The 23,296-nt window shown below is 41.9% G+C and carries 20 protein-coding genes and 1 tRNA gene; 3 read left to right on the top strand and 18 right to left on the bottom strand.

Translation table 11 applies throughout. The features are described 5' to 3' along the window. Window positions 1-18: 18 nt before the first annotated feature. The 3 genes from QM738_RS01520 to QM738_RS01510 form a co-directional block, all read right to left on the bottom strand. Window positions 19-1,398, bottom strand: coding sequence for a hypothetical protein (locus QM738_RS01520; protein ID WP_462274912.1), 1,380 nt, complete (start codon window positions 1,396-1,398; stop codon window positions 19-21). Window positions 1,399-1,538: 140 nt separating this feature from the next. Further along, window positions 1,539-1,934 (bottom strand): hypothetical protein, encoded by a 396-nt coding sequence (locus tag QM738_RS01515; protein WP_462274911.1) that lies wholly within the window; start codon window positions 1,932-1,934, stop codon window positions 1,539-1,541. 11 nt (window positions 1,935-1,945) lie between these two features. After that, a complete protein-coding gene (locus QM738_RS01510) occupies window positions 1,946-3,619 on the bottom strand; it encodes a hypothetical protein (RefSeq protein WP_462274910.1) in 1,674 nt (557 codons plus the stop codon). A gap of 163 nt (window positions 3,620-3,782) precedes the next feature. Here QM738_RS01510 and QM738_RS01505 point away from each other — a divergent pair, with 163 nt between their 5' ends. Beyond that, complete coding sequence (locus QM738_RS01505; RefSeq protein ID WP_462274909.1) at window positions 3,783-5,729, top strand: ATP-binding protein; 1,947 nt, start codon at window positions 3,783-3,785, stop codon at window positions 5,727-5,729. Further along, on the top strand, window positions 5,726-6,340 hold the full coding sequence (locus QM738_RS01500; RefSeq protein WP_462274908.1) for a response regulator: 615 nt from the start codon (window positions 5,726-5,728) through the stop codon (window positions 6,338-6,340). Before QM738_RS01505 ends, QM738_RS01500 begins: the two co-directional genes overlap by 4 nt. A gap of 11 nt (window positions 6,341-6,351) precedes the next feature. Here QM738_RS01500 and QM738_RS01495 read toward each other — a convergent pair whose 3' ends face one another. From QM738_RS01495 to QM738_RS01440, 12 genes are all read right to left on the bottom strand, one after another. After that, entirely contained in the window at window positions 6,352-6,777 is a 426-nt protein-coding gene (locus tag QM738_RS01495; RefSeq protein ID WP_462274907.1) for a response regulator, read from the bottom strand. Between the two features lie 10 nt (window positions 6,778-6,787). Beyond that, the gene (locus tag QM738_RS01490) at window positions 6,788-9,037 is read right to left on the bottom strand and encodes an ATP-binding protein (RefSeq protein WP_462274906.1); all 2,250 of its coding nucleotides are present in this window, start codon (window positions 9,035-9,037) and stop codon (window positions 6,788-6,790) included. Beyond that, a complete protein-coding gene (locus tag QM738_RS01485; protein WP_462274905.1) occupies window positions 9,021-9,596 on the bottom strand; it encodes a biliverdin-producing heme oxygenase in 576 nt (191 codons plus the stop codon). Before QM738_RS01485 ends, QM738_RS01490 begins: the two co-directional genes overlap by 17 nt. Window positions 9,597-9,640: 44 nt before the next feature. Then, window positions 9,641-10,000 (bottom strand): response regulator, encoded by a 360-nt coding sequence (locus QM738_RS01480; protein WP_462274904.1) that lies wholly within the window; start codon window positions 9,998-10,000, stop codon window positions 9,641-9,643. 201 nt (window positions 10,001-10,201) lie between these two features. Next, complete coding sequence (locus QM738_RS01475; RefSeq protein ID WP_462274903.1) at window positions 10,202-10,585, bottom strand: hypothetical protein; 384 nt, start codon at window positions 10,583-10,585, stop codon at window positions 10,202-10,204. 17 nt (window positions 10,586-10,602) lie between these two features. Continuing rightward, window positions 10,603-11,049, bottom strand: a complete 447-nt coding sequence (locus QM738_RS01470; RefSeq protein WP_462274902.1) for a hypothetical protein — start codon at window positions 11,047-11,049, stop codon at window positions 10,603-10,605. 78 nt (window positions 11,050-11,127) lie between these two features. Next, window positions 11,128-14,964, bottom strand: a complete 3,837-nt coding sequence (locus QM738_RS01465) for a PAS domain S-box protein (protein ID WP_462274901.1) — start codon at window positions 14,962-14,964, stop codon at window positions 11,128-11,130. A gap of 204 nt (window positions 14,965-15,168) precedes the next feature. Next, on the bottom strand, window positions 15,169-15,771 hold the full coding sequence (locus QM738_RS01460; RefSeq protein WP_462274900.1) for a GNAT family N-acetyltransferase: 603 nt from the start codon (window positions 15,769-15,771) through the stop codon (window positions 15,169-15,171). Between the two features lie 7 nt (window positions 15,772-15,778). Beyond that, window positions 15,779-16,237 carry an NUDIX domain-containing protein gene (locus QM738_RS01455; RefSeq protein WP_462274899.1) on the bottom strand — a complete coding sequence of 153 codons (459 nt, stop codon included), beginning with the start codon at window positions 16,235-16,237 and terminating at the stop codon, window positions 15,779-15,781. Between the two features lie 2 nt (window positions 16,238-16,239). Then, on the bottom strand, window positions 16,240-17,178 hold the full coding sequence (locus QM738_RS01450; protein ID WP_462274898.1) for a magnesium transporter CorA family protein: 939 nt from the start codon (window positions 17,176-17,178) through the stop codon (window positions 16,240-16,242). Window positions 17,179-17,247: 69 nt separating this feature from the next. Next, window positions 17,248-18,030 carry a diaminopimelate epimerase gene (gene dapF / locus QM738_RS01445; protein WP_462274897.1) on the bottom strand — a complete coding sequence of 261 codons (783 nt, stop codon included), beginning with the start codon at window positions 18,028-18,030 and terminating at the stop codon, window positions 17,248-17,250. A gap of 2 nt (window positions 18,031-18,032) precedes the next feature. Then, complete coding sequence (locus QM738_RS01440) at window positions 18,033-18,911, bottom strand: nucleoside phosphorylase (RefSeq protein WP_462274896.1); 879 nt, start codon at window positions 18,909-18,911, stop codon at window positions 18,033-18,035. Between the two features lie 130 nt (window positions 18,912-19,041). On the opposite strand from QM738_RS01440, the gene QM738_RS01435 reads away from it, so the two are divergent. Beyond that, window positions 19,042-19,113: transfer RNA gene (locus QM738_RS01435), tRNA-Cys, on the top strand. A 435-nt stretch (window positions 19,114-19,548) separates the two neighbouring features. Here QM738_RS01435 and QM738_RS01430 read toward each other — a convergent pair. From QM738_RS01430 to QM738_RS01420, 3 genes are all read right to left on the bottom strand, one after another. Further along, window positions 19,549-21,024, bottom strand: coding sequence for a peroxidase family protein (locus tag QM738_RS01430; RefSeq protein WP_462274895.1), 1,476 nt, complete (start codon window positions 21,022-21,024; stop codon window positions 19,549-19,551). Between the two features lie 456 nt (window positions 21,025-21,480). Beyond that, entirely contained in the window at window positions 21,481-21,858 is a 378-nt protein-coding gene (locus QM738_RS01425; protein ID WP_462274894.1) for a hypothetical protein, read from the bottom strand. A gap of 131 nt (window positions 21,859-21,989) precedes the next feature. Then, window positions 21,990-23,213 (bottom strand): multidrug effflux MFS transporter, encoded by a 1,224-nt coding sequence (locus QM738_RS01420; RefSeq protein WP_462274893.1) that lies wholly within the window; start codon window positions 23,211-23,213, stop codon window positions 21,990-21,992. Window positions 23,214-23,296 lie beyond the last annotated feature (83 nt).

Here is a 23,296-nt window from a genome sequence, read left to right as displayed (position 1 = left end):
TGAGATATATCATGGTAATCAAATCTTATGAAAAGGAATAAGTGATTCTATTTTGTTCTTATCATAGTCATACAGATACAAACCCATTAGATCTGACCACTGATTATTGCCATATTTTCTTGAATAAAATCTTGTAAAGTATTTTGCTCCGGCAACTGAACCCGTTTTTCTTTCCAATACATTCCCCTTGAATGCAAATGTGCCCTCGCTTTTAAATTGTTTTTTCTTGATCAGGTCATTATAATAATCATACCCAACAGTATAAGAGGATTGTGCCAGCACATAACATTTTCCTTCTGCAGTGTAACTGGTGGCTGTGATCAAACTATTGCCGTATACCCCACTGCCTGATGCCCATGTACCGATCAGCTGATTTTTATAATCCACATTTTTTTCGGCAGCACCATTTATTTTTAGGGTGAATAAAAGAAAATTCACAGCCATTTCTGCATCGCTGCCCAATATTTTATCAGCCGTATTGATAATAGCCACGTTAGATCCAACCTGTATAAGCAATACAGTACCTTTTATTACATCACCATTGCCCGAACCGTTTTGCCTGATGCTATTGCTCAGCATATAATAAGGCAGGCCCTGGCAGGTAACTCCTTTTTCATGGTCCCCTTTTTCAAATAAAAGGTTGTTGGGACTGTTGTACAGACTCCAGCCATCAAAAACCTCGAAAAAAATATGTTCCATATCCTTTTCTAAACTGCCCGATGATTTTACCATACTCATGAACTCAATAATTCTTTTTCCCGTGGTTGTATTTTTTTCTAACGTTAAACTATTCCCTCCGGCATTTAAATTCCATGTAGGTGGCACAGTGATGGAATAAATATTTTTGTTTCCGGAACCTGTTACAGCATTTGTTGTAGAAGCTGGGCTTGTATTGTTGCTTTGTGCAGTTGCCGTTTCGTTCAGGTCCAGGCTTTTTATAAAATCGAGTATTTGGGTTTGATATTTACTGGTGTTGGTCATGATCACCACATTCGCCATCTTGCTGTTTCCTGTAGCAGTTATCAACGTTGCCGATCCTTTATTAGCGCCCTCGGTGTAGGTGGATTGCCCGGAAATTACATTCCAGCCTTTTTCAACAGCCGGCTCCTGCATGGTTGGTTCACCAGCAACAGTTACGGTACTTTTCACCAGTTGTTCCCAACTGCTGTTAAAGTTGTCGTTTGCTGATGCCGTGGTTACTGCCGAACGTAAAATAACAACGGTGGCATAGTTTCCTTTACCATCGTTTTTGGCAGAAAGCTGTATGCCGCCCGGCATTTCCGTTTTATCCCAGCCTTTGGGCAGCGTATAATTCACTACATCAAAAGTTTGCTTTTGAGCAAAACAGGAAACAGCCATTATTATAAAGGCAAGAAGGTTGGTTAGTTTTTTCATCATTTTTAAATTATGGTTTCAATTCCAGTTTCATATCTCCAGTAACAGTTCCGGCCGTATAGCCGGCAGGCGGATTTGCTATCGGCAATACTACCAGGCTATAGGTGCCGGTAAGTATTTGGTTTGTGCTGTTGTATAACAGGTTACACGTCATCGTTACATTCGGATTCTTTTTTAAGGATGATGGTAACATTATTTCCATTGATACTGTAAGTACCTGACTGCAATGCAATTTTTGCTTCCGGTGTTGTAAGGCTGCAATTTATAACATTGCCCGAAAGAAATTTGAATGCCGGGTCCGTTATTGAATGCCCCACTGATCCTGTAACCCACCAGCGGATAAAGCTCCAGGTGTGAGAAGTAAGCATAAATGCCAATGTATTAGGCTTGGTTGGCAATTCTTTAGGATCAATATTACCTTTAGCCGGTAATGTGGGTGTTTTAATATTTATCGGTTGTTTGACCGGCGGCAGCGGTTCCTGTGCATGTAATATGCCGGATGTAAATACCAGCAGGATACAATAAATAAACTTATTCATTGAAAGAATTTTTATGGTTGTATAGAAGTTGTTGGATTGAGAGTTCCGTCAAAATAACAACTGAGCCGTTGTTTATTTTTCAGCAAATGGGCTTTGGCATTATTCATTTCAAATGAATATTCAGGTTTGTATTCACCTCCATACATGTCAACAAAATGCAGTTTTATTTTTACTGTGGCCACATCCCATTCATCCAGAATAAGATCGGGTGTTTTAGGCTCAAAGAAAACATCCAGCCGGTTCATGCCGGATTGAAAATCTGAAAGCAAACCCAGTTTGGCATTGGGATCGGGAGAAATGTTCAGCCAATTATTTTTTCCCCGCTGAAACTCTGCATTGGACATGGTTTTACCAACAAATTTGCCGCTGAGGCTTCCTCCCGGGTTGTTTGTATTAGTATATATTTCTACTATTGCATTAGAGCCGGCTACCTTATTATCATTACCTGTCCATACCTCTACTTCGGCTGATTGCAACCTGAATGATGAGTTTTGTTTTACGCAATTGTTTACAGGATAAGGATCGGTAACGGTTTTTATACCTACAGTATTTCCAGCCATATCACAAAGCTCATAGCTTATGGGTTTAGCGGTTTGATTAGAAAGGTGCGAAAGTATGGAGTTGACAAAGTTATTCAGCCCTGGTATGGAGGTGGCATTTGCCAATGCCTGTGTACTGGTGCCTATTACGTAAGTATCGATAGAATATTTTGCATTTTTATTTTGCTGTAGGTAATTCATATCTACATTGAGCGAATTATTTAGTTTGTCACCATATTTAAAATTAGCAAAGGAAGTATTTGCAAGGCTGTTCTCATCAATATTGATAGTAGCCAGGATACGTGTACCATAGGTAATACTTTTAATCCATACCAGGTCGGGGGATTTCTCCAGCGCCGCATCGGTAAAAAATCCAGTAGCAGGAATTGCTGTCGAAATAGTGTACATCGGGACGATCCAATCGTATGTAACGTAAAAATGATGGTCTTCTTTTTGGTTGGTGAAACCGCCCCCCGCAGAGAAACCGCCTATAGCACCACCGCCCGACATGCGTAAAAGCTGTGCAGCCGTGCTTTCCAGGTAATAATAGTGGGATTGTGCATCCGCTGCCGTGAAAGTAGTTGAAAAGTTTTTTACAATATTTTGTTTGGCCGAATTTATATTGGCTTCCGATGAAGTTATGTTAGACACTAAAACACTTACATCGCCTGATGTATTATTATTATCGGTGGTGAGCATGATAGGATTTCTTTTACCTTCTCCCACAGGCTTGCTGGTATTGCCCACCATAAAATCGTTGAAATTATAAATAGCCCCTGGGTAAATGCCCTGCCCGCCCATATTCACACTGCTGAATATACTGGTATTGGCAGAAACCGTTTCATAAGTGGTGGTACAGAGAAAGCCATTTTGGCTTTGGCTGGAAGGCGTTTGTGTATTGATGGTTACATCAGTGTTGGTTGCCGGGTTTTTTACTGCCGTGTATTTGATATTTATCCCGTTTATATTCCTGGTAACCACAGCCGGGGCAAATGAAGCCGAATAATCCTTGAGGCGTTGAAGCTTAAATTCAGCCGTAGTACCAATAAGCGCTTTATTTTTTACATCGGTACTAATAGGTTTTACCTGGGCAATTGATATGCCTGCATAACAAATACAGGATGCAGCCAAAATTATTTTTTTCATTGGTGATTTTTTATGTAACAAAACTATCAGAAGGTATTGGGAGGTGAAATCATTAAAAAAGATGATTTTTAGGACCCATTATAAAAAATCATTAAAAAAGATGATGCAAAAAAAATTGCTGAATACTTACTTTGCAATTGCTAAAACCAGTAAATTACTCTTTATGAGGAAATTATTTTTATATACTGTTTGTTTTTGGATGGGGGCTCAGGCCGCAATGGCGCAAACCACCATGAATAAAGACAGCCTGCTCCGTTTACTGCAGACTGCCAAAGAAGATACGTCAACCATAAGGCTGATATTGTATATACAGAAACAATATGCCACCAAAAACTACGACAGTTCCTATTATTACCTGGATAAAGCAACCAAGCTGTCAGAGAAATTGAAAACAGACAAACTGGATTTTTTTATTAACGTGGGTTATGTAGAATACTATTATTACAACAATGATTATAAAAAATCATTGGACTATGCACTTAAGAATAAAGCGATCGCGGAAAAAGGTGATGATATGAAATTACTGGCCAAAACCTATAATAACCTGGCAGCGGTCTACAATCACTTTGGCCAGTATAAATCCGCTATTGATTGCATCTTAAAATGCCTGGATATTTCTGAAAAAACCAAGGACAGCGCCAGTTTCCCTGTTCGTAATCTTACCGCATCCAATACCTATTTTAACCTGAAGCAATACGACAAGTGCATCGACTATGCAAAAAAAGCGATTGATTATGGAAAGCAATTCAATAATTCTTTTGCCGTAATGATGGGATTGAATAACATGTCAGCCGGTTATTCCGGGTTAAATATGCTCGACAGCGGTATCGCAACCAATTTACGGCAATTAGAATTGGCCAAAGAAGAAGAAGATATCGTGAACATCAATTTTGCATTGGTCAATCTTTGTAATGATTATTTTAAGACCGGTGACACCAGGTCCCTGCAGAATTATGCTAATGAATTAGTAAAGTATAGTAAAGATTTTCCTGACGATAAGACTGTAGCCGACATACATAATGCATTGGCATTAAACTTAATGGCACAACGTAAATTTGACCAGGCAAAAGTTGAGCTGGACAGTGGCATCAGTATCACTTTAAGAAATAACAACCCGGACCCATTGGAAAACCTGTACCAGGATTATGCTATATTAAATTATATGCAGGGCAAAATAAAAGAGGGCATGAATTATTCTTATAAATATGATTCGGTGGTGACTACTGAAAATATTAAAGAACTGAATTTTTATACCGAAGACCTGGAAACAAAATACGAAACAGAAAAAAAAGAAGCACAGATAAAACTGCAACAAGTGCAGCTGAAACAAAAATCCGTCCTGAATTATTTTCTTATTGGCGGCGCTGCAGCATTATTGATCATACTGCTGCTTGTGTATCGCAGCTACAGGCACCGCCAGATCATACAGCAGCAAAAAATAAATGAACTGGAAACCGAAAAACAACTCACCGCTACAGAAGCAGTATTGAAAGGCGAAGAACAGGAACGCACCAGGCTTGCAAAAGACCTGCACGATGGCCTTGGAGGAATGCTGAGTGGCATAAAATATTCTTTAAGCAATATGAAAGGAAATTTAATCATGACGCCTGATAATGCTCAGGCTTTTGAACGCAGCATTGATATGCTGGACAGTTCTATCCGTGAAATGCGCAGGGTGGCACATAATATGATGCCGGAGATATTGGTAAAATACGGGCTGGATACTGCATTGAAAGAATTCTGCAACGAGATAGATCACAGTGGTGTGATACACGCCAACTATCTTTCCATGAACATGGGCGAAGTGGAGCTACCGCAAACCAATGCGGTAACCATTTACCGCATTGTGCAGGAACTGGTGAACAATGCTATTAAACATGCCGCTGCTAAAACGGTGTTGGTGCAGGCGCATGTATCGGTGCAGGAAAGATCGCTGGCCATAACGGTAGAAGATGACGGCAAAGGATTTGACACTGCAACATTGTCCCAAAAAGAAGGTATGGGCTGGAAGAATATTCAGAACCGCGTTGAATTTTTAAAAGGGAAACTGGATCTTCAATCCACCCCGGGAAAAGGCACTTCCGTAATGATCGAAATAAATATTGGATGAAGACAGGCATTTTTATAGTGGATGATCATTATATGGTGATAGAAGGCATCCGTTCGCTGTTGCAGAACGAAAAAGATGTGGAATGGCTGGGTCATGCCACTACGGCGGCTTCCTGCCTGGCTTTTTTAAAACAACAGCAACCCGATATTATTTTAATGGATGTGAACCTGCCCGATAAAAGCGGCATCGATCTTTGTAAAGAAGTGAAACAATTGTATCCCGCCGTATTGGTGTTGGGCCTCAGTACTTTTAACCAGCATGCCATCATCCGCAATATGATGGACAATGGTGCAGCAGGTTATGTTTTAAAGAATGCCAGCCGCGAAGAATTGCTGGAAGCGATCAACGCCGTATTGAAAGGGAATACGTACTTCAGTTCCGAAGCGGTGCAAACGCTTAAAAGCAATGCTTCCGATCAACCCCTTATTACCCGCCGGGAAAAAGAAGTGTTGCAATTGATAGCAGATGGCCTTACTAATGGCGAGATATCTGAAAAACTTTTTATCAGCGTACCTACAGTAAATACCCACCGCAAAAGCCTGCTCGAAAAATTTGATGTAAAGAATACCGCCACGCTTATTGGCAAGGCGATAAGAATGGGATTGATATAATTGCCTTGCTTTTAATTGCAGCAATAATTACGCGCCAGCCAAAAATCAACGATCGATTGTAAAGTTTCTGTAAGCGGCCGCAGGCCTAATGGTTTTACTATGTAACCATTGGCGCCGCAATCGTACGATTTTTTTATATCATCTGCATTGGAAGAAGAAGAGAACATCACCACAGGAACATATTTGAGTTGAGGAATGGTCCTGATCTTACGCAGCACCTGTATACCATTCATACCGGGCAGGTTAATATCCATGATAATAAGCTTTGCAGTGCCCTGTGGTTGTGCAGCTTTCTTTTCAAAATATTCAATAGCGTCCTTACCATCTGTTACATAATCCAGCACGATCTCTTTATTGATATTATTCAAGGCACGCTTTACAAATTCAATGTAATCTTCATTGTCTTCTACAAATAACAGGTCTATTTTATTATTCATAACCATACTTTTATTTTTTATTGAATACCAGGTAAAAAACAGTGCCTTTACCGGGTTCGCTTTCATACCAGATCTTTGCTTTGTGCCGTTCCACAATGCGTTTCACAATTGCAAGACCAACACCCGTGCCATCATATCCCCGTACATTTTCCAGTCGTTTGAATAATTCAAATACCTGGTCACCGGAAGCTGCATCAATACCAATACCATTGTCCTGTATTGTATAAACGATCTCGCCGTCTTTTTCTTGCCCACGTATCACTACTTTGGGTGCTGTTGTTTTTTGAGAATACTTTACCGCATTATCAATAAGGTTGGTAAATACCTGCGATATCATGATACCATCACCATCTATCGGCGGGCTGCCTTCAATGATCACCTGGGCAGTACTGTCTTTATAAGCTGATAACACTTCGTTCCTGATACCCGCCAGCATCTGTTCCATATCCAGGTGCTGTGTACGCAATTCCTGCTTACCAATACGTGAATAAGAAAGGATCTCGGTGATAAGGAAATTCATCTTATCTGCATTGCGTACCACTTTGCCCAGTATCTTTTTTACTTCCGGATCAAGGCTCTCATTGTCTTCCAGTAAAATTTCCGTGTAATTTTTTATAGATGCCAACGGCGTTTTAAGGTCGTGCGAAATGGTGTAACTGAAAGTATCCAGTTCTTCGTAAGCCTTATTCAGTTCTTCATTCAGCCTTCTTACAATATTGGCTTTTTCATTGATCGCATAAATAATCTCTTCCCGCAATTTCATTACTGCATTGATCTCGGCAGCAGCCCAGGGCGCTGCACTGCCCGTAACTTCCTGCGACCATTCTGCAAAAGAGCGGCGGGGCGAAATAAGTTGTTGCCCGTTCTTATCCACTTCCACCGGCTTATCGGGATTACCGGCCCAGCGTACACTTTTTTTAATGGCAGGTTTGAACCACATGATATATTCATCCATTTCCCAGGAAAGCGGGAACCCTAATAAGCCACTCGCCTGCGTCATATAATCAGCAGCAGGAGGATATTGACGGGATAAATTATCGGTATGATAAATATTGAAACGGTTGTGGTTCTTGATCCACTGGAACAAATTATTAATGGCAGTATGATCAGGAGTTTCACCCAGCGTGTATAACTGGTTCTCGAATAATAATGCAGCACCGGTTGCATTGGTGACCGATAAAAAATCGGAAGGGCTGCTCAATAAACTTTCGGTGATATTCCATTGCCTGCGGAACTTTTTTATAATGTCCTGTATCACCGATTCAAAACCTGCCGAAGTTTCTTTTCTTTCCTGTTCTTCCCTGTATTCAAGCGCCGAAGAAAGTACTTTACAGATAAGCTTGCAACTGTTGCGTGCTTTGTAATCGATAAAGCGGGGCGAATAATTATGACAGGCGATCAAACCCCATAAACGATCTTTAATAACGATCGAGATACTGAAGCTGGATGCCACGCCCATATTTTTTAAGTACTCGATATGAATGGGTGATACAGCTCTTAAAGTGGAATGTGTAAGATCAAGCGCCTGCACTGCCAGTTGCTCATCTGCAGCAAATAAAGAGGATGGTGTGCTGAATACATCTGCAATGATACGCACCAGGTTGATCTTATATAATTCCCTTGCCTGCCTCGGGATATCCGATGCCGGGTAATGCAGCCCCAGGAAGGGTTCCAGGTCATCATTCTTTTCTTCTGCCACCACTTCACCATGATCATCCTCCCAGAATTTATATACCATTACACGATCGTAGTGAATGATCTCTTTTATCTGCTGCGCAGAAAAATTAAGTGTTTCCGTGATCGATTGTGCATTCAGTATCTTGGAAAGCGACATGCCCATTACCTGCTGCAAAGCTTTATCGATCTCCGGGTCGGCCACTTCAAATTCAAGCAATAGATATTCTCCGGAGTGATTAACAATAAGGTTAAACGCTTTTTCTTTGATGTAGACAGTAATATAATTCAGGTCTTCCGCTTCTTTTGCTGCAGCATATTTTATCAGCTCAAATACATTGGCATTACCGGCCTTCATGCCGGTAGCGCTGATAAAATCTTCGATGCCTGTATTAAAAACAGCAGGCAATGCAATGCCCGTATAGGCAGTAACATTATCGCTGGCATAAGCGATCGTCCATGCAGAACGGTTTACTGCCAGTAAAAATCCATGTTCCTGTACCTTACCGGGGATATGGATCGGCTCTTTATCACAATTGGATAAATTTACTTCCTCCAGGCCGGTACTGTTAATCTGCAGACTCATAATTATTTTTTATCCAGTTAGCGAATGTTAAAAAAGTTGCTGAAGCGGTATGCACCAGTTCGTCCACTGCTGCCGGTTGCGTATTATTTTCCAGATCAGTGAGGAAAAAATTCCACATCTGGAGGTTCTGGTCTGCATAACCGGAAAAGAAACTGAAACTTGCCGGTGGCGCTTTTTTTAACTGTCCCATGAGGTTGCGCACAATGATATTACCTCCCATAGTTGACCCTTCCAACACGTAAAAAGCGCCAAAGGCTTTGGCTGTTGTATCGATCAATGGACAACTATCACATAATAAAAATCCTTCTTCCTGCATACCCAATGCTGTAAGGTCTTCGATAATGCGTTCCGGTTTACGACGACTGCTGTACAGCTGCACATTATCATCTGTAAGGTATTTATCCAACTGGTTATATACCGGTTTAAAATACCCGAAAAACACTTTCAGCAGTTTTGCATATTCCTCATTATCGTCTATTTTCCGTATGATAGGAAAAATATAATGATCCAGGTCCTGGTGTGCTTTTTTGGTGGCGGTTCTTAAAGTATCAATGATCAAAAGAATAAGGTTTATTAGTGGTAAATTATCAATAACAGCTATACTCAGGCAGGATTAAAAAACTGGTCGATATAATCCCGTATATAACCAATACTGCTTGGTTTGGTAATAAAACCGGCAGCGCCCAATTCGGCAGCTTTCTTTTCAACATCATGTGAGCCTGAAAAAAGTATAAAAGGAAAAGTACGACGGCTGTTGTTCCTGCCAATATCTTCCACTACCGAACCGGAAGTATAATTGCCAATAAAATGATCGATGATCACCAGGTCAGGTTGCAGGGTATGCATCAGCGGTTCAAACCTGTCTGGTTCTGTGATGCAGTGCACCTCGTATTTTTTCCCGAGGATGAGTTGCAGCATCTCCAGTATATCTTCATTATCATCCAGCGCCAGTATTTTTTTCATCCTTAATTACTGATTGGTTAAAATATTAAGCTTATTGCAGACCATTTACCTTACAGTAAAATGATCCGGAATATTTCAAGTAATACAGGATTTATTCAATTATTATGCCGTGCTGGCAAAGCAATTCAAATCTACTGATAAACAGCTGCTTAAAAAAAATTAAAACCGCATTAAAAAAGGGATATACTGTCTGATACAGCGCTATTTTTTTTCTTCAAAACTATACTTATGATCGATCTGCCTGGAATATGAATTATAGATCACTGCAGCACTATCCAGTTCCTTTACCCTTATAGGTTCATTTCCTTTGTTATGCTTTACCTCAAAATACCTGTGGCCGGTAATGGTATCCCTGGTTTTTACAAATAAAACAGTGTCATTACCATATAAAGACACTACGTAATCCTGTATCAGGTTATCGTTGAAACTACCTGTGTAATGATTTAGCCTGAAACCATTATCCTTTTGCACATGGTCATTTATTAAAATAATATTTCCCACAACTGTTTTTTCTTCAGCATAAAATGAGTCACACCCGGAATAGATCAACAGCATCAATATAAAGAATGGTCTTATGTACTTCATTGCATTTTCCTGTTTACTCAATTTGCTATACTTATTGATCTTTCCAATTCATACCATCCATCATCACTGATCTTTTTCACTTTCATATCACTGGTTATTTTATGTGAAAGCAGGCCGGTATCTTTTAAGCGCATTACAATAAATTGCTTTGCCCGCAGGGTATTACCTCTTATTGTTGCATAAAAAGATACAGTACCATCTTTTTCCATGAAAATAAAACTTAAGGGCTCTGCCCGGAAAAGAGCATCCACCTGTTTGCATAAATTCAATCTTTCAAGGTCTTCCTGGTAAATAGAAATGGCTTGCAGCGAACTATCCTGCAGTTTTAATATCCCCTCCCTTTTTTGAAGTAAACAGGTAACAGTCTCATTATATAATGATTGACGATTGTTGTAATCCAGCTTCTTCTCTTCTTTACAGGAGAATAAGAAAAAAGCCAATAGACTAAGGAAGAAAGATCGCATACAGGTACTTTTAATGCAACAGCATTACAAGTTAAGCAATCCCGTTTATAAAATTGAATGAAGGAATACTGTTCTTTTCTATTCACCTGCAATTACAGCAACAGGTGGTGCTACTACTGGTATCTCAATTTTTAAACTACAACCTTTACCCGGGCTGCTTACAACAATCGCCTGCCCGTTAAAAGTCTGCGCCCGGTTGATGATATTGGAGATACCAATGCCGTTGCGTTTGACCTTTGTATCAAAACCTTTACCATCATCTTTAATGGATATAGATATACAACGATCGTTGCTGCTAACAGTAATAATTACATTGCGTGCAGCAGCATGTTTTAAAATATTGTTTACCTGCTCCTGTATGATGCGGTAAATATTGAGTTTAAGATCATCTGATAATAAGCCGCCGGGTACATCATAGATCAGATCGGTACCCATACCGCTGGCCTGGTCTACTTTGTACAGCAGTTCCTGCAGTAATGTTTGCAGCTGAATATCTTTTAATGGCGTAACCATTTTAGCACACAATGCCCTGATCTCTGCAATAGTATGATCCAGCAACTCCATCGGGTAACGGATCAGCTCATTCAATATCTCATCTTTTCTGCCGGCAACATTCAGGTACAACCTGGTGCCCGCCAGTAACTGGTTGATATTATCGTGCAACTCTTTACCAATATGATTGCGTTCATTCTCCTGCCCTGTTATCATGGCCTTGGTGATCTTCTTTTGTTCATCCAGTTTACTTTGCAAACGTTCTTTTTCCAGCCTGCGCAGTTCGGAAATATCCACGTACATCACCACCACACCTTCATAAGCTTTTTCTTTTAAAGGAGTAACCACCATACGGAACCATCGTTCCTGCTCCTGCCGATCACAGGAATATTCCATTACAAACTCGTTTCTTTTACCCTGCAACACCTGCCTGATACCTCTGCGGGCACGCCCGGCATCTTTTTGCAAAGGGCAATTGATATCCACTGTATCATCCAGGTAATTACTGCCAACGCTGCAATGTATCGATGTCACTGCATTTGCATCGGCAGATCTTTTCCAGGCCTCGTTCACTTCCACAATCACACCTTTACTATCCAGCAACGCAATGGTGGCAGGCAGACTGTTAAGGATAACCGACATCCTTTCACCCAATGCCTGCTTTTCTGCCAGGCTTTTCTTAAGCGCTTCCTGCGCCTGCATCTTTTCAGAAATATCACGGGAAAAACAGGCGGTGCCTATAACGATATCTTTTTCATAGATCGGGTAAAAAGACAATTCGGACCATAAACGCGGCACCGTCTCATCTTTTTCTATCACCGTAAATACTTCTCCTTCAAATGCACGGTCATAATATTTTTTATACCGTTCTATTTGCTCGGGGCTGAATTCATGGAACAGGATACTGTATTCTTTCTCGGGTGTTTTACCGGTGATCCTGCTTACGATATCATGAAACGCTTCATTGAAAGCGATCAATTTATATTCCCTGTCCACACTCCATATCAGGTCGGTGGTATTATTGATAAGGGCGCTCAGGTTATTGCTGTCAAAATCCTTTTGTTGTTCGGCCAGCTTTTTTTCCGTGATATCACTACCGGTAATGCATATGTCAACATCCCCATTTTCTTTCAGCACCGGGCAATAGGAAAAATGCATCCAGGTCACTGATCCGCCTGCATGTGTAAAGGAGCGTTCGTATTGCACTGTTTCGCCGGCAGCTACTTTTTGCAACAGGTTATTAAAAAAATCTTCCGCCGGTCCTTCCACCAGGCTGAAGATGCTTTTACCCTCGGTGATGACACCGCTGCTATTGCGGAAAATGGTACGTTCCGCTCTTTTATTATATGATTTAATGATCCCTTCTTTAGTGATCAGCACAAAACTCTGTGAGGCATTGTCAAAAATGGCTTTCAGGTTCTCTTCCGAATGCCGCAGCTTTTGTTCTGCCACTATTTTTGCACTTACATCCCGCAAATTAAAAACCATCGCATTCACATTTTTTTCGTGCAGCAGGTTGATCACGGTGCCTTCCAGCCAAAGATAGTGTCCTTCTTTATGGCGTTTCCTGAACCTGCAATGGATCAACCTTCCGGGGTTTGCAACCAGCTCCCGTATTGTAGCTTCCAAATTCTGTTTATCATCGGGGTGCACTTTCAGCATACCATTCTTTTGCAGTAACTCTTCATTCTTCCAGCCGGTGATCCTCGCTGCCGATGAACTTCGGTAGATCACTTTCAATTCATCATTCATCAGGAAAAATATCTCGCCGCTGTTTTCAATGATCGCCTGGTACCTGCTTTCTGTTTTGATGATCTGTTCGGCCCTTGCCACTACTTTTTGTTCCAGCATTTCGTTGGCATGCAGCAATTGCTGTTCCAGCGCCAGGCGCAGGCTGATATCCTTGATGATAAATACCATGGAATTGATCTCCCCTGCTTCGTTCTTTACCGCGGTGCCCGTTACCTCGGCAGTAAAGCTGCGGCCCTTTTTATGAAAATAGTTTCGCTGCGATTTCCAGCTGCCATTTTTAAACAAAGTATTTTCTATCCCCCGTATCTCTTCTTCTGATATTTTTGCCATACCTAATTCTGCACCTGTTTTGCCAATGGCTTCTTCTTTACTGTAGCCCAGCAATTTTTCTGCACCACTGTTCCAGCTGATGATCCTGCGGTCGAGCCCACGGGAGAAGATAGCTTCATCAGATTGCTCTACAATATTAGCAAGATGATTCACTTGCTGCTGTAATTGCTTTTCTGCAGTTACATCAAAACTAACGGAGATGTATCCACGAATATTTCCAACATCATCTTTTACACCCGTAAGCGAAGAGCGTACAAAAATATCAGCGCCCTTGCGGTCTTTTATGGTATACTCGCCCGACCAATAGCCGTCCTGTTCCGCTTTTTGTATGACCGCATTGAATTCTGCTGCCGTAAGGGAAGTACGGAATAATTCACCGGGCTGTTTGCCTATAGCCTCAGCAGCACTAACGCCATACAGTTTTTCAGCGCCCCTGTTCCAGTTGTTGATACGGAGCGTGGTATCAATGGTACAGATCGCATCGTTCGACTGGTTCACCTGCCTGGAAAGAAAATCCAGCTGCAGGTAGATCTTTTTTCTTTCGGTAATATCCCTGGTGATATTGGAAAAACCATACAGATCTCCTGCATCATCTTTCAACGCAGTAATAACTGTATTGGCAAAAAATTCTGAACCATCATTTCTTCTTCTCCATCCTTCCGACTCATAACGCCCCCATTGTATTGCCTTACGGAGATTTTCGGCAGGGATACCAATTTGCCGGTCGGCCTCAGTATAAAATACTTCCATGTGCCGGTCTACGATCTCTTGCTGCCGGTATCCCTTGATCACTTCTGCACCACTATTCCAGCTCGCCACTTTTCCATTAATGTCCAATAGAAATATTGCATAATCCTTTACACCACTCACCAGCCGTTGAAAATCTTTCTGGCTCTGCAGTAATTTCTTTTCTGTTTTTTTCTCTACCGTTACATCTTCTGCCTGGTGAATGATATAGATCAATTCTTTTTGTTCGTTAAAAACTGGTGTGTTCAATGGTCGCCAGTATTTTTCTTCAAAAACACCATCGGGCCTGCGCACATCATATTGCTGATCGGCCATTTTATGAGGAATGCCTTTTGCAATTACAACATCAAGCGAAGCCTGCAATTTTGAAACACCATCTGCATGCAGGTCAGCAGGATTATCAGGAAAAACATCAAAGAGATGACGGCCCACGATCTGCTCCCTGCAGGTAAGCGTGGCACGCAGGTAACTATTGCTCACCGCGGCAATAGTAAGATCGGGATATAGCACAAGATATAACCCCGGGAGATTTTCAAAGATCATCCCAAGATCAGCGCTGGTCGGTGTTTTATGTGAAGTATTACCTGGGTTCATAAACAGGCCACAAATAAATACACAAAAGGCTATAAAAGCTGTAGACTAATTAATATGAAATGTATCATATATATTACTACAAAAACATGGATAAACCAGGCTCTGGGTATTATATGACAGGCATTATAATTTGAAAACCGATTGCCGGGAAACCAACCGGGAGCACCCGGGAATACAACGCAATTGGGTATGAAAATGAGGGAGTTATGAGTTTATGAGGTCGTCAAATATACGGGCTTTTATTGCAGGCCATTCTTCCGCAATAAAACTAAAATACACCGTATCCCTTACCAGGCCATCTTCGTTGATGCTGTGGCGGCGGAGTGTGCCTTCTTCTACAGCACCGATCTTGCGCATGGCTTTTTGTGAGCGCAGGTTAAGGTGGCTGGTCTTTAATTCAACCCGGTTCAGCTGCAGTTGTTCAAAACCATAACTGATGAGCAGGAACTTGCAATGTTTATTAAAACCGGTACCGTGCAGGGAAGGATCCAGCCAGGTCCAGCCTATTTCCAATCTTTTATTGGCAAGATCGATATTACCAAAACGGGTACAGCCTACTATCTTGTTTTGTTGTTTATGATAATATGCAAAAGGATAGGCTTTCTTATTTTTCTTTTCCAGTAAAGCGTTATCAAAATATCTTTTAAAATCAGCTTCCGAATTTACTTTGGCGCCGGTGTATAGCCACAGGTCCTTATGCAGTGCCACAGGCAGTAGTGCATCGTAATGCCTTTCTTCCAGCGGTTCCAGCCGCACCAGTGCATCTTCTAAAATAATATGCTGATCAAAAAAACTCTCCTGGTTCATTTGCCGGTTAATATTTTTCTTTTAAAAGATCGGCTACGATCTTGTCAATAGGTAATGTTACAGAAGCGCCCGAAAAATCATTCCAGTCCACAAAGCGGAAGGTTTCTGTCTCACCGGTTGTTTCGTATATGCGTAGCTGTTGTGCGTCAAAATCAAATTCGGTAGTACGAAGTGGCGCTTTAATTTCTTCCAGCGCTGTTGCAAAATAATAAATGGAGATGATCTGTTTGCTGCTGTCAAAAGCACTCATCTGGTAAAAATCGGTGGTGTAGATATGATCGCCGATGGAAACTGCTAACTGCATTTCTTCCATGAACTCTCTTTTAAGGCAATCCCGGGTGCCTTCGCCAAATTCCAGCCCGCCACCGGGAAATTTGGTAATCCGCATGCCCCTTATTAATTCATCACTTACCAGCACCTGTTTTTTATCATTCATCAAAATGCCGTATACCCTTACTGAGAACATAATTATCTTTTAAACCGTTTTAAATAGTTCCACATCACCACACCTAATATACCCAATGATAATATCACGGGTACCCAGAAGGCGTAGTGAGTATCTTTATAAGGAATAGGCACATTCATACCATAAATACTGGCGATCAATACCGGCACACTTAAAAAGATGGTGAGCGTGGTGAGCCTTTTCAGCACTTCGTTCTGGTTATTGCTGATGATGCTTGCAAAAGCATCCAGCGAAGAGCTGAGTATGTTAGTATAAGTATTGGCAGTTTCCAATGCCTGTGATGTTTCCACTATAAGATCATCTAAAAAATCCTTCTCATCATCATTCAGTTGCATCACATTGGTACGTGCCAGCTTCATCATCAGCAATTCGTTGCTGCGCAGTGCGGTAATAAAATACACCAGGCTTTTCTGTATCCGCATCAGTTGCAGCAATTCTTCATTACGGTTGGCATCATATAATTTCTGCTCCAGTATATTCCTGCGCTGGTTGATCTCCTTCAGGTATTCCTGGAAATTGGCGGTGATCTTTTCAAATATCTTCAGTACCATCATATTCTTTTTATCGGGATGACGGTTCTGAAAACTGTTCAGGAATTTTTTGATGGCCTCATTCTCGAAGGAATTCACCGTTACGATCTGGTTATGCGTTAGAATGATACAGATAGGAATGGTGATATAAAAAGCATCGCTGTCGTTGAAGGAATTATTCTCGGTAGGTGTTTTTATTACCACCAGTTTTACATTGTCGTCAATTTCGTAACGGCTGCGTTCATCAATATCCAGCGAGTCTTTTAAAAAGTCGATGGGTATATCCAGCGTTTCACTCAGTTCATTGAACTCTTCCTGCTTTAAAGGCGGCAGCACATTCACCCAACTGCCCACTTCGGGCTTGTCGATGGCAATGGTTTGATGTTCTATGATCTTAAAATACTGTATCATATAATATGCAGCTGCTGCAAAATTAATTGGATAATGCCGTAATGAAATACCAACGGCTTTATGTATTTGTTATACTTCTATTTCGCCTTTATATACAAATTCGGCGGGGCCGCACAACCATATATTGGTAAAATGTTCATCGTCTATCTTTTCAAACTCCACGCTCAGGTGGCCGCCGGGTGTATCCACTTCCACACGGTTAAAACCATTATCGTTGTGGGCGCTCATCAATGCAGCAGCAGTAACGCCGGTGCCGCAGCTGTAGGTCTCATCCTCTACGCCTCTTTCGTAGGTACGTACATAAATACCATCTTCGTCAATCGATTCCACAAAATTCACATTAATACCTTCCTGCTTGAATTCTTTGCTGTAGCGGATCTCACGGCCTGTTTCCAGCACATCGATATCTTTTACATTATTGGCAAATTTTACAAAATGCGGCGAACCGGTATTCAGTATCGCATAAGTAGAATGTTCATCTACTTCTTCCACATCTTTCATTTTTAAACGAACCGTTTGATCGGTATTGATATCCGCATAATGCTCGCCATCAGTAGCAATAAAATGATAGGTGCTTTTATGAATGCCCATATGGTACGCAAATTTTACCAGGCATCTGCCCCCATTACCACACATGCTGCTTTCATTACCATCAGCATTAAAATAGATCATCTCAAAGTCGTAACCGCTCTTCAATGTCAGCAACATCAATCCATCTGCACCTATGCCAAACCGCCTGTCGCAAATATGTTTCACCACTTTGGTGGAAAGTTTTTCGTATTTATTATCCCTGTTATCCAGTATGACAAAATCGTTGCCGGTTCCCTGGTATTTATAAAAATCGATCTTCATGTTTATATGTTGTCGGAGATGATCTCCAGTGTTTTTTTGATCAGGCTTTCCACTACTGCGCCGCCATCTTTACTGAACTCTTTGGAGATACGGTTGGCCACAATAGCGCTGATGGAAAGGCAGTGATGCCCCAGCAAATTACCCAGCCCGTAAATGCCCGCTGTTTCCATTTCAAAATTGGTAATGCGGTGCTGCCCGAATGTAAATGCAGTAAGGTTATCGATCAGCGCCGGGTTGGCAAGTCCCAGTCGTAACACCCTGCCCTGCGGACCATAAAAGCCGGGACAGGTAACGGTGATACCCTGGTGAAAACCATCTACAAAATGCTTTATCAGGGCGCCGCTGGCACTGCTGATATAGGGCTGTGCAAAATTATTATTTAATTGTGTTTGTGTAATAAAAGACTGCACCAGTTGTTTTTCTTCTTCATTGCTGTTGTGCCGGTAAAAATTCAGCAGGTTATCAATGCCCAGGCCATGGGTGCTCACCACATAACTATCCACCGGTATATCCCGCTGCAACGAACCCGAAGTGCCTACGCGGATGATATTAAGTGCGGTAAGATTTTCTTTGATCGTCCTGGTAGCGAAATCGATATTCGCCAGTGCATCCAGTTCATTCAGCACAATATCAATATTATCCGTACCAATGCCCGTGCTTACAACACTGATGCGTTTTTTACCGATATAGCCTGTATGCGTTACAAATTCGCGGTGCTGGTTCTTTACTTCCACCGTATCAAAATGTTTGCTCACAGCGGCTACCCTGTCGGGGTCGCCTACGGTAATAATAGTGGATGCAATTTCTTCGGCAAGGCAATCAAGATGATAAACAGCGCCCCGGCTGTTGATAATTAATTCGGAAGCAGCAATACTGGTCATGATATTTTTAATAACAGATTTAGTGAGAAGCGTAATTTTGCCTAAAAATACCCTATTTTTGCAACACTAAAAAAGTACTTTACTAAGAAACTCTAAACTGTAAAGTATTTATTTTGAGAAAATTATATACGGTCCTTTGGCCGAGTGGCTCAGGCAAAGCTCTGCAAAAGCTTCTACAGCGGTTCGAATCCGCTAGGGACCTCCGATACGGGAACACTATTGATGGTGTTCCTTTTTTATTTTTCGCCGTCGCCGTCCTGGTACGGAGCCTTGTCGAAGCACGGCAAACGGCGCACTCCACCATCATAAAATAGTTAAGAATCAAACTTTCTCCGCCGCCGTCTTGGTACTGAGCGTTGTCGAAGTATGATAAACGGCGTACCCCACCATCATAAAACGGTAGCAGATCAAACTAATATACCACTAACCTCCATTGCCACCCAACTTACCACAAATACTTTTATTTATAACTATTAAGAATACACGCTTTTTACAACCAACACTACTACACTCGATCAACAAAGTCATTACACAGACTAACTCCAACAAAAAGATATTATGTATAAAAAATAAGCATACGATCCATTCCAAACAAGAACGGATCGCATGCTGCATGTTTTACATTACAGAGCAGGTCTCAGACATTGCTGCTCTTGCCTGCGGCAGCAATTAAAGCGGCGATACTGAATTTACCATTGAGCAACAGGTCGTGCCGGGGCTGCCAGCAGGGGGCCATGCTGAGATACGAATGGCTGTCATTCAGTAATAAACCGATCAGCACTTCGCCCACAATTCTTCCTCCAACCTCGCCGAGCCTGATGGGCGTATTATTCTTTTTAAATTGCTGCTGCGCTTCTGCAAGAATATAGAACCACAATGGTGCCTTTCCTTTGAATGATGGATCTATATCCACAATACTTTTATTTGTTGCCGTATCCCCTTCTGTAGCCTTGCCCACTTTTAAATTTTTGTCCGGTATCGGGGTTACATTCATTTTACAGGCCACATCCTGGCCGCAGGGCAATCCCATACGAAGCCCCCGCAATAAATTTCTGAATGGAAGGCTTGGTATGTTACCTCCCACACTTGCAGGCAGGTTGGCCAATGGATTCACCAGCGAGGTGTCGATCTTATACGCCGGTTGAATACGTTCCGGCGAAAGTGGATTCGGGTTATTACCGAAGTTGAAAAACAACCGCCAGTCGATGGCCCAGTTGGAAGGGAATTCCCGGAAACCGGTCAGGCTACTGCCCGGGTCATTTGAAAAAATAGCAAAGCGGGGAATGGTTTGGCTAAGGCGGTATATGGGTCGCACCATGCTGTGCCCAAACCGGTATGCTGCCACCGAAAATTCCACCGGCATGTAAGCCTCTTTGCGTGGTTTATAAAATTTTAAACCGCCGGAGAGTATATCATCCACCATCTTCTGGCCAATGATCGTTGGCAGAAAATCGTGCAGCACCGCCCATTGATAATGAAAACGCACTTCCCTTTGTACATCAGAAAAGCTACTACCGGGCATCGTTTCCACCAAGTAATTGTGAAAACGCAGGAACGCTCCCTGCAGTTGCGAAACAATCACATTTTCATCGTTTCGTGGATCGCCGATGATGGCACGCTTAGGCTCGGTTGTGATCCTTTGCAGATCTTTTACGTTATGGGCAAATGCTTCGGCACCGGTAAGTTGCCTACCCAGTAAAAATTTCATACCGGTATTATCATACATATAGGGTTGGTCATCCGGTCCCCTGCCATATACATTATCCAGGTCCAGCCTTGGCGTACGGAAATCAACCAGGCCGTTCACATCATTATCTTTCTGCAACGAACTGTTGGGGTCAAAGGTAATGTCGTGATCAATGAATTGACCAAAATACGTGTACCCGGCACTGATACCCGAATTTTCTTCATCATCGGATTTATTTTCGGGGGTTGGACTTTCTTCTGCATCTGCGCTCATGGCAGCTGCCAGTTTTTTTAATGCATCCTCTGGCCATGTTGCGGCGGGTAAGGTGCGGAACATTCTTCCAAAACGGCCTTCAAAACTCGATGACCGTGCAACGGAATCGAGCCCACGAACTATACCGTGGCGCCCTGCTTGATTGTTACTCATAATGTGGTTGTTTTATGCCTACTCTTTGTCGGATTTTCAGCAAACTCCGGTTTTAAACTTTGGACCAGGTAGAAATGAAGAGGTAGTGTAACCCGGGTGCAGGGGTATCCAGCCTGTAGCAGAAAAAAAGGTATACAGCCCGGTTATAGCCAGGTTCAGGTTATACTATCAATACAAGGGTTCCTCTCAGTGCAGTTAAATCTCAGCGGCGATGGATCAATCGGGGGATATTGAAAGATCTGGGGGTGACAGATAAAAATATAATTGATCTTTTACTTCTGCAATTCGGGTATTACGTGATTTTGGTACGTAGTAGTACTGTTAAGGCAGGCAGAATATGCTGGCTTCCGTCGCCGTCTTGGCTTTGACAAACGGCGTATCCTCAATCGCACAACAATCCCCGGTTAAAATAAAATCCGTAATCGGTTAATGAATGAATATCCAGGATAATACCTATTATAAAGCATTTCCCCAGTTTTGATTTATTATTGCGAAGGGATGAAAAAAAGAATCTGTTTTAAACTCTTTATATGATATGATATATTCCAGCTCTAATGCATCATCAAAAGTGATCCAATAGCTTGTTGGCCTGCCATTATTTAATTTGCCCGCACTTACAAGCTGTCCTTTTTTATAGATCCTGCAAAAATTCCTTTTAATGAGTATGGTATCTGCAGCATAGGTTATTTTTCCATACCGCTCTTTATATTTCACGGAGCGTTTATATAATTTTTTTGCCGGGATGGGGTACATACTGCTTACATAATACCGGTTACAGGCGTTAAAAAACACAGCGCACACCAGCAGGAAAAAAATCAGATATTTTTTGTTCATTTTTTATTTACGCAACCTGGCTGATATAAGTATTGCCAGGCTTCATGGATTTATTCAACAATGTATTGGGTGTAAAACAAATTATAATAGAAGTGCCCCGTTTACACAACACACAAAAACAAACTATTGCCTCACTTCTTCCCCTTTAAAAAGATCAGCAACGCAATAGATGCCGATACTGCCATGATCAATGCAACAGAAAAGCTGCCCTTAAAATGCAGCATGCCCACGCCTGCAGAAATAAGCCCGCCGATACCGATCTGGATGAAGCCTAATAAAGCAGCAGCAGTTCCCGCATTTTTAGTAAAGGGCGTCATGGCAAGTGCAGCAGCATTGGGATAAGTAAGGCCGGAGCAGGCCAATACAATAAATATAAAAAAGATCGTTGAGCTCATAGTATACCATCCACTAAAAACAGTAATAAAAAAAATGATCCCGGTTAAAGACTGGATGATCAACACCGTTTGCAATATTTGTTTTCCAGTAAAACGTTGGGTAAGAAAATGGTTCAACTGGCTGCTGCCGATAAAGCCTATTGAAAGCCCGGCGAATATGGCGCCATAGATCTTGGGCGACATCTGGAACTCATCCATAAAAATAGCCGGTGAACCTGCCACGTATACAAACAGGCCTGCAAACGAAAAAGTACCTGCCAGTGCATGTACATAAAATTGCCGGTCAGTCAATATCTGTCTAAAACTATTGATGATCGGCCGGGGCATCAATGAAACGGAAAGATCAGGCTCCTGCCCTTCCGGCAACAGGAAAAAAGACACTAAGAACATCAGCAACGCAAAAATTGCCAGCGTAACAAAAACAAGATGCCAGTGCCAGCTTGCAATAATAAGGCTGCCCACTGTAGGCGCCAGCAGTGGCGATATACCCAGTATCAATATCAGCAAAGAGATGATCCGGGCACTTTTTTCCGGTGGAAAAAAATCGAGTACCATTGCCATGGCGGCAACAGAAGCCACGCAACCGCTGAGTGCCTGTAAAAAACGGGCGACCCAGAAAATTTCGATCGTGTTACAAAGCGTACAACCAATGGTTGCGATCATATAAAAAAACAGCCCGATGTAGAGAGGCCGCTTTCTTCCAAAGCGATCGAGTAAAGGTCCATATAGTATTTGCCCAAGGGCAAATCCCAAAAAATAAGTAGAGACGGATAATGCCACATTACCAATACCGGTATGCAGTTCCTGCGCAATTTTTGGAAAAGCGGGCAGGTACATATCAATAGAGAACGGCGTAAGCGTATTGAGTAAACCAATGATGGTGATCAGCAGGATGTTTTGCCACCTGCTGCGTTGTACATAATTTTTACCTGGTGATGGAGAGGGGAGAACAACATCCATAGAAATTAATAGTTAAACAGTTTTAAAAAAATCATTTCCAGGCAATTATCTCAATAGGAAAAAATGTATCGACTATTAAAAGC

Origin of the sequence: Ferruginibacter sp., assembly GCF_049840995.1 — a bacterium.
Taxonomy (GTDB): Bacteria; Bacteroidota; Bacteroidia; order Chitinophagales; family Chitinophagaceae; genus Ferruginibacter.
The sequence above is the reverse complement of the archived record's forward strand: the minus strand, read 5'-3'. Positions and strand labels throughout refer to the sequence as shown.